This window comes from Allokutzneria oryzae, assembly GCF_042429765.1.
Lineage (GTDB): Bacteria > Actinomycetota > Actinomycetes > Mycobacteriales > Pseudonocardiaceae > Allokutzneria > Allokutzneria oryzae.
This window is the reverse complement of record NZ_JBHLZU010000025.1, coordinates 1-14,263: the sequence shown is the minus strand read 5'-3', so window position 1 is coordinate 14,263 and position 14,263 is coordinate 1. Positions and strand designations below refer to the sequence as shown.

At 70.1% G+C, this 14,263-nt stretch carries 10 protein-coding genes; all 10 read right to left on the bottom strand.

Annotated features, from left to right (window positions below):
- Positions 1-146 precede the first annotated feature (146 nt).
- The gene (locus ACFFQA_RS28385) at positions 147-1,139 is read right to left on the bottom strand and encodes a TauD/TfdA family dioxygenase (RefSeq protein WP_377858819.1); all 993 of its coding nucleotides are present in this window, start codon (positions 1,137-1,139) and stop codon (positions 147-149) included.
- Positions 1,139-2,143: a 2,3-diaminopropionate biosynthesis protein SbnA gene (gene sbnA / locus ACFFQA_RS28380; protein WP_377858816.1), complete on the bottom strand. Its 1,005-nt coding sequence runs from the start codon at positions 2,141-2,143 to the stop codon at positions 1,139-1,141. The genes ACFFQA_RS28385 and sbnA overlap by 1 nt, the downstream gene beginning before the upstream one ends.
- 14 nt (positions 2,144-2,157) lie before the next feature.
- Positions 2,158-3,186 (bottom strand): 2,3-diaminopropionate biosynthesis protein SbnB, encoded by a 1,029-nt coding sequence (gene sbnB, locus ACFFQA_RS28375; RefSeq protein WP_377858813.1) that lies wholly within the window; start codon positions 3,184-3,186, stop codon positions 2,158-2,160.
- Positions 3,187-3,203: 17 nt separating this feature from the next.
- Complete coding sequence (locus tag ACFFQA_RS28370; RefSeq protein WP_377858811.1) at positions 3,204-4,211, bottom strand: TauD/TfdA family dioxygenase; 1,008 nt, start codon at positions 4,209-4,211, stop codon at positions 3,204-3,206.
- Entirely contained in the window at positions 4,211-7,291 is a 3,081-nt protein-coding gene (locus ACFFQA_RS28365) for a non-ribosomal peptide synthetase (RefSeq protein ID WP_377858809.1), read from the bottom strand. The genes ACFFQA_RS28370 and ACFFQA_RS28365 overlap by 1 nt, the downstream gene beginning before the upstream one ends.
- A gap of 79 nt (positions 7,292-7,370) precedes the next feature.
- Positions 7,371-8,246 (bottom strand): ABC transporter permease, encoded by an 876-nt coding sequence (locus tag ACFFQA_RS28360; protein ID WP_377858807.1) that lies wholly within the window; start codon positions 8,244-8,246, stop codon positions 7,371-7,373.
- The gene (locus ACFFQA_RS28355) at positions 8,243-9,214 is read right to left on the bottom strand and encodes an ATP-binding cassette domain-containing protein (RefSeq protein ID WP_377858805.1); all 972 of its coding nucleotides are present in this window, start codon (positions 9,212-9,214) and stop codon (positions 8,243-8,245) included. Before ACFFQA_RS28355 ends, ACFFQA_RS28360 begins: the two co-directional genes overlap by 4 nt.
- A 16-nt stretch (positions 9,215-9,230) precedes the next feature.
- Positions 9,231-9,443 carry an MbtH family protein gene (locus tag ACFFQA_RS28350; RefSeq protein ID WP_377858802.1) on the bottom strand — a complete coding sequence of 71 codons (213 nt, stop codon included), beginning with the start codon at positions 9,441-9,443 and terminating at the stop codon, positions 9,231-9,233.
- 20 nt (positions 9,444-9,463) lie between these two features.
- Entirely contained in the window at positions 9,464-13,183 is a 3,720-nt protein-coding gene (locus ACFFQA_RS28345; protein WP_377858799.1) for an SDR family NAD(P)-dependent oxidoreductase, read from the bottom strand.
- A 12-nt stretch (positions 13,184-13,195) separates the two neighbouring features.
- Positions 13,196-13,972, bottom strand: a complete 777-nt coding sequence (locus ACFFQA_RS28340; RefSeq protein WP_377858797.1) for a thioesterase II family protein — start codon at positions 13,970-13,972, stop codon at positions 13,196-13,198.
- Positions 13,973-14,263: the final 291 nt, after the last annotated feature.

Below are 14,263 nucleotides of genomic sequence, written 5' to 3'. Positions count from 1 at the left end.
CCGGGGGGCGGCGAAGAGGTGCCGGGGGGCGGCGAAGAGGTGCCGGGGGGCGGCGAAGAGGTGCCGGGGGGCGGCGAAGAGGTGCCGGGGGGCGGCGAAGAGGTGCCGGAGGCGGTGAGGTGGTGTCACCACGTGCAGGACACGCCCTAGTCCACCAGGACGTAGCCGTCCCCTGGCCGGGAGGCGCGCGAGCGCCGCAGCCCGGTGAGGGAGAACGTCCTTTGCAGCCAACGGTCCCGCCCGTCGTAGCGCGGAGTGAACGCGGTGCGGCCGTGCACGGTCACGTGGTTGTCCACGATCGCCAGGTCGCCCGGTGTCAGAGCGGAGCTGGTCGCGGTCTGCTCGAACAGCTCGCCGAGCTCCACCAACGCGGCCGAGCCCGCCTCGGTCTGCGGCTGTGTGGCGGCGAAGTCCACCCGCAGGTCGGGGTCGTCGGCGCAACCGGTCAGGACGGCGTGCGCCACCGGCTCGCTGCCGTCGCCGAAGGACGGCGGGGCCTCGGTGATGAACTCCTTGCGGGACAATGCTTCCCTGCTGCGCTGGCTGAGCAGGTCGAGCACCTGGCGGACGCAGGCGGTGCGCAGGCCCGCGATGCCCTCGTGGTCCGAACGCAGGCACAGCAGCATCACGTAGTCCGGGCGGTGCTGGTGGAAGGCGTTCTCGTTGTGGAAGGACAGCAGCACCGAGCCCGCGTTGCCCTGGAAGGTCTCCTTGCCGGGCACCGGGACCACGTCCTGCACGAGCGCCCCGGACTTCTCCGGGAGGAACGCGGCCGGGTCACCGAGCCCCGATGCGATCATCGCCAGCACCGCGGCACCGACGGTGGCCTCGCGCTGCACGGACCCGGCGACCATCGGCGTGTCACCGAGGGTGTCCAAGCCGACCGGCAGCCCGCGCAGCAGCAGTGTCCCTTGTGGACCGGAGTCCCGTCGGAAGCGGCGGACCGCCCTGCGCAGCGCGATCGGGAGCTCGTCCCACGCCTCCCTGGTGGCCGCGACCCACTCGGGGTTGTCGACGACGCCGCCCGCGACCCCGAGCAGACCGAGGGCGATCTCGGCGACCGAGGCGGCGTCCGCCTCGGTCAGCGGCACCACCTGGGGCACCGCGCCAACGTGGAACGTCTGAGCGGTCAAGGACATCACGCACTACCCATCGGTTGCAGCATGGTCACTGTCTCCTCGTGCTCAAGGTCGAGCGCGTCGGGTCCGTAGATCTCCTCGACCCACCCGCGCTGGTACACCGAGTCCAGGTACCGCTCGCCCAGGTCGGGCGCGACGGCCACGGTGGTCGGGTCGGCACCGGGTGCGAACTCCGCCAGCCAGCGCAGCGCGCCGCTGACCACGGTCCCGGTGGAACCGCCGAACAGGAAGCCCCTGCGGGCGAGGCGGTGGCACGCCCGGATCGTGTCGATCTCCGCGACGTGCACCACGTGGTCCACATAGGACACGTCGAGCAGCGGTGGGCGAACCCCGGTGCCCAGGCCGGGGATCATCCTGGGCAGCGCGGGGGCTCCGAAGGTCACCGAGCCGACCGCGTCGATCGCCACCACGGTGACGTCCGGGTGGTGCTCCTTGAAGTACCGCGCGCAGCCCATCAGGGTTCCCGTGGTCCCCGCTCCGAGGAAGAGCACGTCGAGGTCGGGGAAGTTGCGGGCGATGGCGGGTGCGGTCCAGCGGTAGTGGGCCTTCCAGTTCGCCGGGTTCGCGTACTGGTTGAGCCACAGGTAGCGGTCGTCGGACTCGCACAGCTCGCGCACGTGGCGCAGCCGCGCGCCGAGGAAACCTCCGTCGGCATCGGGCTCGACGATCGTGTGCACCCTGCTGCCCAGTGTCTCGATCATCCGCTTGGTCGCGAGGTTGCAGCGCGAGTCGGTCACGCACAGGAACTCGTAGCCCTTGCTGGCGGCCAGGATGCTCAGCGCGACCCCGAGGTTGCCCGAGGAGGACTCCACGAGGATCGAGCCCGGCCGCAGCGCACCGCTCCGCTCAGCAGCCTCGATCATCTCGCGGGCGGCCTTGAGCTTGATCGAGCCCGCGAAGTTGAACCCCTCGCACTTGAGGTAGAGCCTGCGGCCGAAGGTGGCCTCCAGATCGACGAACAGGTCGTCCTCGTGGAACTCCTGCGGCTCGGAGATGACCGGCACGCTCCCCACCTCCCTCAGCCGTAGCGGCGCAGCTCGTGGAAGAAGTCGTCGACGACGGCCAGCTCACCGGCGCGGCGCAGCTGCTCGTAGACGTGCGCGCCGACCGCGAGGTCGAGCACGCCGAGCCCGAAGGGCGAGAACACCAGCGGACGGTCGGTCGGCAGCGCGACCCGGCCCGCCATCACATCGTCCAGCGTGCCGTGCAGGAAGTCGCGGTTGCCGACCAGCTGCTCGGCCAGGTGCGGCGAGGTGTTCGCCTTCAGGCAGTGCTCGACGTCGTCGACGATGTTGGTCGAGGCGAGCACGATCTCCGGGGAGACGTCCCGCAGAGAGACGTTGAGCACCAACGGGTTGTGCGCGAACCACGCGGGGTCGGTCACGTGCGGGGTCGCCGCGACGGTCGCGAACACGACGATGTCGGACGCGCGGATGAGCTGTTCGGCGGTGTCGTGCACCGTGATCCGGCCGGTCTCGCCGGAACGCTCCAGGTAGTCCCGGAAGCCACCGGCGTGCTCGGCGGAGAGGTCGTGCACGCCGACCTCGTCGAAGGACCACCCGGTCCCGGCGAAGTAGGTGTGGATGTAGCGGGCGATCAGGCCGGTGCCGATGAAGCCGATCCTCGGCGGGCGGCCGCGCTCCCTGGTGAACCAGTCGGCGGCCAGCACCGCCGACGCGGCCGTGCGCGTGGCGCTGATGATGGAGCTTTCCAAGCAGGCGAAGGGATATCCGGTCGCCTGGTCGTTGAGGATCAGCACCGCCGACGCCCTCGGCAGCCCGGAGGCGACGTTCTCCGGGAAGCTGGAGATCCACTTGATCCCGTCGACGCCGACCCCGCCGCCGATCGAGGCGGGCAGCGCGATGATGCGCGAGGTCGGGCGGTCGGGGAAGCGCAGGAAGTACGACGGCGGGTTCACCGTGTCTCCGGAGCCGTGCACCTTGTACGCGGTCTCGATGAGCTCGGTGACGGGCTTCTCCTGGCCGGCGAGCGCGCGCTGGACCTGGCCACCGGAGATCACCGAGAAGGTGGGGACGTGCTGGGACATCAGGGTTCTCCGTTGGGTCAGGCGAGTGGGGCGGTCGGCGAGCAGTCGGCGAGCCGGACCGGGTAGCCCATCGCCACGAGCACCTCGCGGGGGCCGTCGAAGGGCTCCCTGCTGTGCGCCATCCGCAGGTTGTCCACCAGCATCAGGTCACCGGCCCGCCACGGCTCGCGCAGCGTCACCGAGTCGTAGGTCTTGTTGATGACCTGCACGATGTCCTCGGTGATCTCCTCGCCGTTGCCGAAGCGGGTGTTGAACGGCAGGCCGTCCTGGCCGTAGACGTCGACCAGGTACTCGCGCACCTCGGGGGCCATCGTCCACTGGTTGAGGAAGGCGATCTGGTTGAACCACAGCCTCTCGCCGTGCGCGGGGTGGCTGATCACCGCCGAGCGGCGCTGGCTGGTGCGCAGGCCGCCGTCGGCGGTCCACTCGAAGGTGATCCCGTTGGCGGCGCAGTACTTCTCCACCTCGGCCTTGTGGGTGGTGCCGAACGCCTCCGACCACGGGACGCCGATCTCGTCGTTGTAGCTGCGGGTCAGCAGCCAGCCCTCGCGCTCGAACCGCTCGACCAGGTCGGCGGGCAGCGCGGCGAGCACCTTGGCGGACTCGGAGACCGCGGTGGCGCCGCCGTCGGTGGGCGCGCTGAGGCAGGCGAAGAGCATCATGCCCGGGAACTCCAGGGCGTAGCTGAGCTCGTGGTGCATGCACATCGGCTGGTTCGGCGGCCACTTCGAGGACGAGTACACGCCGTCGGAGTAGCTCCACCTCGGCGCGAACGCCTCGCGCTCGGCCATCAGGTCGGTCGCCAGCGTCGTGAGCACCGCGCCCGCGCCCTCGGCGTCGCGGATGCCCAGGCCCCGCACCAGAACAGCGCCGTGCTGGGCGACGACGTGGTGCAGCGCCCCCCGGTTCCGCGCGGCCCACTCGGCCGCGTCGGCAACACCGCTCACCTCGATGATGGCGGGTTTGCCCTCCTCCGCGCGGCCGTTGAGGCCGGCGAAGGCGTCCGTGTCAATCGGCGACACCATTACAGTCGTCCCTTCCCGTTGCTGCACAACTCGTTCACGGCCCTGATCACGGCCGCGGTCTCCCCGGGGCGGGTGCGCGGGAAGTAGTGCCCGCCTTCCGCCAGCTCGCGCACTTCGACGTTCTCGGCCAGCAGCGGCCACTTCCCGCTCTCGCGCTCGTGGCCCTCAGTCGCCTTGTCGTCGGCGGCCACCACGACGGTCACCGGCGTGGCCAGCTTCGCGTTCTCCTCGTGCGCCGAGACGAAGAACCGGTTCGCCACAACGACGTCGTGGCGGTAGGCAGCGCCGACCAGGGCGGCGCGCTCGGTGTCGAGGCCGCCCAGCTCGGTGTAGGCGCTGTCACCGCTGAGCCGCGCGGTGATCTCCAGGTCGCTCAGCGCGGTGACGGTGGCGGTGAACCGCTCGCGGTCGGCGACCTCACCGACCAGTTGCGCACCAACGAGAACCTGGCGCACGTCGTGGTTCTGCTCCTCCAGCAGCCGGGCGGTGAGCACCGCCAGCGCCGCTCCGGAGGAGTGGCCCCACAACAGGACCGGGCCGATCCCGCGCTGGGCGATCTCGGCGACGACGGCCTTGGCGACCTGGTCGGCCTCCGCGAAGGGCTCGCGTTGCGCGGAGAGGTCGTGGCCGGGCAGCTCGACCGCGTACACGGCGATCCCGCTGCCCGCCAGCGCGGTGGCCAGCGGCTGGAAGTTCACCGCGTTCCCGCCCGCGTAGGGGAAGCAGACCAGCGAGACCGCCTCACCTTCCACGGTGGACAGTGGTTGGAGCAGGCCGGTGTGCTCCTGCCGCTTGCCGTCGATGAAGGCGGCGAGGTCGGCGAGCACGGGCGTCCGAGTCAGCTCCTTGAGCGAGATCGCCCGCTCCAGCTTGACCACCAGGCGCACAGCCGACAGCGAGGTGCCACCGGAGGTGAAGAAGTGGCTGTCCCTGCCGACCTTCTCCGGCACGGCACCGAGGACCTCGGCCCACGCGGCGGCGATGCGCAGCTCGGTCGGCGTCCGGGGCGGCACGACGACGTCCTCGATCTTCAGCTCCGCCGCGGCCGCGGTCAGCTTCTTCTTGTCGATCTTGCTGTTCGCGGTCAGCGGCAGCGACTCCAGCCGGTGGAAGTGGCTGGGCACCATGTACTCCGGCAGTCCGGCGGCGAGGTGCTCGCGCAGCGGCTCCTCGGGCAGCTCGGCGGTCGTGGAGTAGAAGGCGACCAGCGTCTTGCCCCGGTCCGGCCACTCCGCGACGACGACCGCCGCGTCCCGCACCCCGGGCACGCCGAGCAGCCGGTTCTCGATCTCACCGATCTCGATGCGGAACCCACGGATCTTGACCTGCGCGTCGCGCCTGCCGAGGAACTCCAGCTTGCCGTCGGGCAGCCAGCGGCCGAAGTCACCGGAGCGGTAGAGCCGCTGACCGGGCCGGTGCGGGTCGGTGAGGAAGGCCGCCGCGGTGCGCTCCGGGTCGTTGATGTAGCCGCGACCGACGCAGACGCCGGAGAAGACGATCTCGCCGGGCGAACCGAGCGGAACCGGGTTGAGGCTCTCGTCGACCACGTACACCCGCACGTTGTTCACCGCGCGCCCCAAGGGAACACGGTCGCGCTCGGGCGCGCGGTCCATCACCTCGTGGTTGGTGTCGTCGCAGGTCTCGGTCAGCCCGTAGGCGTTGGCCAGCTTGATGTGCGGGAACGCCGCGAACCAGCGCTCCGTCAGCTCCTTCTTGAGCGCCTCACCGGTGGCCGAGACGCACCGCAGCCTGCCGAGTCCCCCGGGGTGCTCCTCAAGGTGGGAGAGCACGACCTCCAAATAGGACGGAACGACCTGCATCACGTCAACACCGTCGGAGACAAGGCGGACGAAGCGCTGGACGTCAAGGATCGCCTCCTGCTCGACGATCAGGGTACGACCGCCGACCAGCAGCGCGGAGACCAGCTGCCACAAGGAGATGTCGAAGCACTGGGGCGCGATCTGCGCGACCACCTGGCCCTCGGTGATGCCGAGGTCGTCGATCTTGGCGTAGAGGTGGTTGAGCATGCCCGCGTGCTCGCACATCGCGCCCTTGGGCTCTCCGGTGGAACCCGAGGTGAAGTAGATGTAGGCCAGGTCGTCCGGGCCGACCGCGATGCCGAGGTCGCTGTCGTCGTGGTCCTCGGCGTAGATCTCGTCGAGGAAGACCTTGGTGAGACCCGGTACCTGGTCGAGGGTTCCGGTGCTGCCGCGCTCGGTGAGCACCAGGGCGCAGTCGGCCCGGCGGAGGGTCTTGCCGATGCGGTCGGACGGGAAGTGCGGCTCGATCGGCAGGTAGCCGCCGCCCGCCTTGAAGATCGCCAGGACCGAGGCCAGCCAGTCCAGGTTCCGTTCGGTGACAACGGCGACGACGTCCTGCGAGCTCAGCCCCCGAGCCCGGAGTGCCCGGCCGATGCGGTTGGCGCGGCGGTTCAGCTCGGCGTAGGTCCAGCTCCGGTCGCCGTGGACCGCGGCGACGGCGTCGGGGTGCTCACGGACGCGGTCCTCGAACAGCTCGTGGAAGCGTCGGTCTGGAAGCTCGCGCTCCGGTCCGGCGAGGCCGTCGAACTGGAAGTCCAGTTCCTCTTGGGAAAGCAGAGTCGGGGCTTCGGGGTGGTCGAGAGCGGTGCGGTAGTACCCGGCGATCCGGGCGACGTGATCGGCGTCGAAAGCCTCGGTGCGGTAGCGCAACCGCAGCTGTCCGTCCTTTTCGGACACCCAGAGGACAACGCCTTCCGGCAGCTCCGCGCGGGCTTCTCCGAGCACGACCTCGAATGCCCCCGAGACGGCGTCCTTCGCGACCTTGTCGGCCCGCGCCACCAGTTCCGGCCACGTGCCGCCGACCCCGATGCAGCAGGCCAGCGGTGCACCGGTATGTCCTTCTGGGACATAACCGGTCAGGATCTCGTCCTCGCCACTGAGCGCGCTGACCACCTTGGCGTGCGCGGCGAACAGGTGCGCGGAGGGCGGCGACGCGGCGAGCGCGATCTCGTGCTCCGCCACCCCGGCCGGTGCGTCGACCAGCGCCGTCCAGCGGGGAAGCGCGGTGAATCCGACCGCGCCGCGCTCAGGGCTTCCCATCGAGGTCCCTCCGCTCGATTCTGGTTCAACCTCAAGGGAAAACGTATCCGGCCAGGATTTTTTCTCGTTATCGTCGGCGTTATCGCTTGCGGTACTGGCGGATCGAGAGCGGGACGGCGACCAGCATGAGCCCAAGGCACCAGGCCAGGGTTCCGGCGAGCGGTCCGGCAACCGGACCGCCGATGAGCAGGTTGCGGCACGCGTCGGTGACCAGGGTGGTCGGGTTGGCCTCGGCGAAGGCGCGCAGCCACGGGCTCATCGTCTCCGTCGGCACCAGCATGGAGCTGCCGAACTGCAACGGGATCATCCACAGGAAGCCCACGGCCTGGACGGTGTTGGGGCTCTTGACCACCAGGCCGATGAACGCCGAGACCCACGCAAGCGCCGTGCCGTAGAGCAGCACGACGCCGACCGCCGCGACCGCCTCCAGCACCCCGGTCCGCACCGAGAAACCGATGACCAAGGCGAAGGTCAGCATCACCACCTGTCCCAGCAGCAGGCGGCACACGTCGGCGATGATCCGGCCGGAGAGCACCGCGGAACGGGCGATCGGCAGGGCCCGGAAGCGGTCCATCACACCGGAGCCGAAGTCCATCGAGAGCGTGAACCCCGTCGCGCGGGAGGCGAACATGATGGTCTGCACCATGATCCCCGGCAGCAGGAACTGCTTGTAGTCGCCGTCGCGGCCACCCCAGATCGCCCCGCCGAAGACGTAGAGGAAGATCAGGGTGAAGATCATCGGCATCAGCGTGGAGTCCAGCAGCTGGCCGGGGTCATTGCGGACCTGCAACAGGTTCCGCCGCGCGATGGCGAAGGAGTGCCGCGCGGTCGCCCGAACGCCGACCCGCGCGGACAGCGCGGGCAGCGGCGGCGGGGTGGTCACCGGGCGCAGCCGCGGCGAGCTGCCCGGCTCCCCAGGGCTCGGCGGGCTCGGGGCGCTGGTCGCGGTGCTCATTCGATCCTCCAGAACTGGATCGTGTCCTCGACCCCGCCGCGCTGTTTCCCGGTCAGGGTCAGGAACACCTCGTCGAGGCTCGGGGTGCTGGTGTCGATCCCGGCGACGGCGATGCCGGAGCCCGCGATGGCCCGCACCGCGATGGTGAGGTCGTGCGGGCCGGAGATGGGCAGCTGCACCAGGCCCGCCTCGTGGTCGACGTACCCGGCGAGGCGGGCGCGGGCCAGCGTGGTGGCCACGGCCAGCAGGTCCTGCGGGCGCTTGGGCGTCACCCGCAGCGTCTGCCCGCCCACCCGGGCCCGCAGCTCCGCCGCCGTGCCGGAGGCGATGACCATGCCGTGGTCCATCACCACGACGGAGTCCGCGAGCGCTTCGGCCTCCTCCATGTACTGCGTGGTGAGCAGCACCGTGGAGCCCTCGGCGACCAGGTCGCGGACCACGTCCCACAAGGCGTTGCGGCTGCGCGGGTCCAGGCCCGTCGTCGGCTCGTCGAGGTAGATCACCCTCGGGTTGCCGATCAGGCTGGCCGCCAGGTCCAGCCGCCTGCGCATGCCGCCGGAGTACTCCCGCGCCAGCTTGCCGCCCGCCTCGACCAGGTCGAAGCGCTCCAGCAGCTCGTCGACCCGCGCCCACGCCTTCTTCCTCGGCAGGTCGAGCAGCCTGGCGATCAGGTACAGGTTGTCGCGGCCGGAGATGTCCTGGTCCACCGCGGCGTACTGGCCGGTGAGCCCGATGAGCTGGCGCACCTGCTGCGGCTGCTTGGCGACGTCGTAGCCGCAGACCCTGGCCCGTCCGCCGGTCGGCGGGATCAAGGTGGCCAGCATGCGGACCGTCGTGGTCTTGCCGGCACCGTTGGGGCCGAGCAGGCCGAGCACCGTGCCGACGGGAACTTCCAGATCGACACCGTTGACGGCCTTGTGGTCGCCGTAGTGCTTCTCCAGGCGTTCGACCTGGATCCCCATCGTCATCGGTGTTGCCCCGTCCTCAGCCCTCGTCCATCGCGGTCACGAGGCTGCGCGGGCGCATGTCGGTCCAGTTGGCCTCGATGTAGTCCAGGCACGCCTGCCGGGAGTCCTTGTCGTGCGCGACGGTCCAGCCCGCGGGCACCTCCGCGAAGGACGGCCACAGCGAGTGCTGTCCCTCGTCGTTGACCAGCACGACGTAGGTGCCATCGGGGTCCTCGAACGGATTGGTCATGGCGCTGTTTCCTTTCTGGGCTATCGCTGTTCCAGCACCTCGGCGAGCTGCCCGACGGTCGGGTGCTCGTAGAGGTGGTGCACGGACATCCGGGCGGGCACGGCGCCGTTGATGCGGGCCACGAGCTGGGCCGCGCGCAACGAGCTGCCGCCGAGGTCGAAGAACCGGTCGTCACGGCCGACCTCGCCGCTGCCGAGAACCTCGCGCCACAGCACGGCGAGCCGCCGTTCGAGGTCGGTTGCCGGTGCGACATAACGCCTTCCGCCTCGGGCCAGCTCCGCGACCGCGTCGGCCAGCAGCCGCTCCGTGTTGACCGCACCGTCGGCGTCGACAGGGAAGCCCGGCACTGCCAGGTACCGCACGGGAACCGGAAGTCCTCGCGCCACAGCGGAAACCGCCGCGCGCACGTCCTGCGCTCCCGCTGTTCCGGTGTAGGTGACGATCACCTCTGCCGCGCGCAGCTCTCCGGGGTCGAGCACCCGCACGATGTGTTCGTTGCGGCCGTCGAGCCCGATGAGCAGGTGCACGCGGTCCAACGACAACGCGGTGAGGAACGACGCCAGGCCCTGCGCTCCGCTGATGGAACGGAAACCGCGCGAGGCCGCCGCGGCCGCGGGGCTTCCCCGGTTCATGCCGATGCCGGTCCACATGCTCCACGCCAGGCACTGCACCGGACGGCCGAGCTCGCGACCCCAGTGGTCGGCGAACCCGTTGAGGAAGCTGTTCGCCGAGGAGTACGCGGCGAAGGAGCTTCCGCCGAAGTCACCGTTGACCGAGGAGAACAGCACAAGCAGGGTGTCCGGCCGGTCGCGCAGGAGTTCCGCGATGGCCAGGGTTCCGTTCACCTTGGCGCGGTAGGCATCCAGGTAGCCCTCGGTCGTCTCGTTCGCGACCGCGTGGTCCTCCAGGTTGCTCCACTGGTGCGACACGTCCGCCCCGGCGAGGTGAAGCACACCGTCAAGCTCCACATCGGACACAGCAGCCTTGAGCGCGTCGGCGTCGGCGACGTCCACAGCGAGGTACTCGACCTCACCGAGCATCCGGAGGTCGGCGAGGCGCTCGGCCTTCTCGTCGCCACCGTTCTCGTCGACCTCGCTGCGGCCGATGAGCAGCAGCTTCGCCTGGTAGGCCGCGAGCAGGTACTCCGCGATCTCGTACGCGATACCGCCGAGACCACCGGTGACGAGGTAGTGGCCACCGGCCTTCAGCGCGGCGGGCTGGTCGTCGGTGTCACCGAGCGGGACCGGGCGGAGCCGCGCGACGAGCCTCCTGCTGTCGCGGTAGGCGACCAGATCTTCGTTGTCCTGGCGGGAAAGCTCGGCGAGGATCACGCCGACCCACCCGCGCGGCACGTTCAGGTCGAGGTCGACCTGCCGGACCAGCGGCAGAACCCCTTCCATGGCAGCGGTTCGGACCAGCCCGGGCAACGTGGACTTGAGCACGTCGACACCGTCTCCGGACCTCGTCCACAACCCACGGCCGGTGAGCGCGAGCAGCACTGCCTGACTTCCTTGGGCAGCAAGCGCTTTGAGCACCTCGGCAACGGAGAGCGCGCCGGAATACAGGTCGTTGTCGGCCAGGCCCCAACCGTGAAGCACCGCGCCGACCTGCCGGTCGCCGAGCACTTCGGCGAAGTCCTCGCCCCGCTCGACGACGACCAGCTCCGGCACGTCCGGGTGCTCGGCGAGCCGCGCCGCCAGGCCGTTGGCGTCGAAGACCAGCCACGGACCCGCCGGGAGGGCGGCGGTCGGCTCGCCCGCCGAGGGAATCCAGGTGCGCTCGAAGAACCACGCGGGCAGCGTGGACTCCGACTCCTCGGCGATCTCCAGCTCGCGCAGCCACTCGTCGAAGACGCCGTTGTCGAGGTCGGTGACGAGCTGGTTGCGCTGGATCTTGCCGCTGTTGGTCTTGGGGAAGCGCGCCCGCTCCACCGGGATCACCAGGTCCGGCTGGAGACCGATCTCCCGCGCCAGCCGCGCCTTCACCTCCGCGATCGTGGTGTGCACGTCGTCGTCAGCGGGGACGAAGAAGACCACCAGCTTGTCGGTGTCGTTGCCCGCCCCGGAGTAGCCGCAGGCGGCCACGTAGGTGACCTCGGTTCCCGGAACCTGCTCCACAATGGACTCAAGGTCGTAGTTCAGGTAGTTGGCGCCCTGAATGATGATCAGGTCCTTTTCGCGGCCGGTGATGGTGAGCCGGCCCTCGTGCAGGAACGCCAGGTCGCCGGTGTTGAACCAGCCGTCGTCGGTGAACGCCTCGGCGTTGCCCTCGTCGTTGCGGTGGTAGCCGTTCATGATCGTGGGGCCGGTGATCTGGAGGCGGCCGACGTGGTCCTCGGCCAGCACGGTGTTCTCGTGGTCGACGATCCGCAGCCGGACCCCCGGCACCGGCGGGCCGACCTCGGTGAAGGCGATCGCGTCGCGCTCCCCCGCCGACACCAGGCGCAGCGGCCCGGCGAGCGAGGCCTTGTCCACCCACAGCCTGCCCTCCACCGCGTTGTCTGCGGGCAACGTGGAGTAGGTGACCCCGGAACTGGTCTCCGACATGCCCCAGCACGGCCGCATCGCGCCGTTGGGCAGCCCGTGCGGCCGCAGCAGCTCGATGAAGCGCTCCGCGGTGCGGCTGACCACGGCCTCACCGGCGTTGCAGATGTGGCGCAGCGTGCTCAGGTCCCAGTTGCGGCCCCGCATCGCCGGGGCCTGCTCGTTGACGAGCGCGAAGGCGAAGTTCGGCGCCCAGGTGTTGGTGGCGCGGTAGCGGTCGGTCCAGTCCAGCCAGCGCAGTGGCTCAGCGAGGAAGGCTTCGATCTCGGCGTTGACGTGCTGGCAGCGCAGGACCACGTCGCGCACGTTGTACATCACGATGCCGCCGACGTGGTCCAACGGCATCCAGTTCAGTGCGACGTCGTTCTCGTCGAAGCCGTTGGCCAGCGCGGTCGCCTTGGTACGGGCCAGGATCGTGCGGCTGGGGTGCCGGACGCACTTCGGCACACCGGTGCTGCCGGAGGTGAGCAGGTGCACGACGGGGCTGTCCGGAGTCGCGGGGAACCAGTCGGTGTCCTCGTCGCCGGACAGCTCCTCGACCGCCGCGACGCGAACGTCATCGACTCCCCACAGGGCGGGCAGCTTGCGCACGGCCTCGGCGAGCCGCTCGTCGGTGAGGATCAGCGGCTTGTCCAGCAGTTCCCACGCGTTGCGGAGCTTCTGCGTGACCGCGTTGTCCCGGTCGTAGCCGGGCGCCGCGCCGACCGGTGTCGGGAGGTAACCTCCGAGGACACAAGCCCAGAACGCGGTGACGAAGTTCTTGTTGCTGGCGAACTGGAAGAGCACGGAGTCACCGGGCCGGATGCCGGTCCCCCTCAGTCCACTAAGGACGCGTTGGGCGTCGCCGAGCAGCTGGGGATAGCTCTGGAACACCTCACCACCGTCGGCGGAGACGTACAGGGTTCCCTTCTCCGGAGCCAGTTCCGCCGCGAGCCGCAGCGCTTCCTGAAGCGTGGTGGGATATCCGGGCTCCAGGACCAGTTCGCCGCCGAACGCCTCGGCTTTGGTCTCGCTTCGTGCGTGGTTTTCCCTGGGGCCGACCGACTCCTGGCGCTCGGTGCCGCCGAGGTGCCGGGCACGGTCGAGCTTGGCCTCGCGGCGCAGCAGCGGGAACGCGGCCTCCACGTTCGGGACCGCCTCGACCGCCGCACGCAGCTCGGCGAGCACGTCGGCGCCGATGCCGTCTTCTCCGGACATCCGTCGAACCTCCTACTTCGCGTGCGCCGACTCGCGCCGCAGCAGCGCGGAGCCGATCGTCTCGGTCAGGTCGACGCCGACGTCGTTGAGGTAGAAGTGGCCGCCGGGGAACACGTGGCTGGCGAAGGCGCCGGTGGTGTGGTCGCGCCACGCCTCCAGCGCCGGGATCGGCGCCCGGTCGTCGGCGTCGCCGCCGAGCGCGGTGATCGGCGCGGAGAGCTTGGCCTGCGGCTGGTACCGGTAGGTCTCCCAGAGCGTGAAGTCCGCGCGCAGCGAGGGCAGCAGCACCCGCATCAGCTCGTCGTCGTTGACCACGTCGGCCGACATGCCGCCCAGCAGGTGCAGCGCGGCGCGGAAGTCCTCGTCCGGCAGGCCGTGGATGTTCGGCACGACGGGCGGCTGGTCCGGGGCGGGCTGACCGGAGAGGAACAGGTGGCTGGGTTCCATGCCGCGCTTGCGCAGCGCCCGCGCGAGCTCGAACGCCAGCAACGCCCCGCCGCTGTGCCCGAAGAACGCGCACGGTCCCTGGAGGTACGGCCGCAGCGCCAGCCCCACGGTGCGCACGGTGATCTCCATGCGCAGGAACGGCGCTTCGCCGACTCGGTCCTCGCGCCCGGGGAGCTGGACGGCGATCAGCTCCACCTCGGGCGGCAACAGGGCGGGCCAGTCGGCGAAGCTGCCCGCCCCCGCCCCCGCGTGCGGGAAGCAGAACAGCCGGACACGCCGGTTCGCACGGCGCGCGCGACGGACGAAGGGGGACTCGACGTGGAGCCTGTCGGACTCGAACATGGTTGCGGTACCGCCTCACGCACGACAGCTGAACCCGGTGCGCCAACCACGCTATTCGGCGCGCTTATTGCCGCTATATCACCGCAGTTTCGCTGGTCGGAGCGCGTGCAGGTCACTGATGCCCTGAAGGACTCCTTGGGGTGCTCTCAGCCGTTTCCTGCACGTGGTGACACCACCTCATCGCCCCCTGGCGCCTTCACCCACGTGCCCCCGATTTCGCGTTTTGTAGGCTTAGGGAGTGTCTTATTTGGGGAGTCTTTTGAAGCAGGTCAGGGCCGCTGCGAGGGTCGC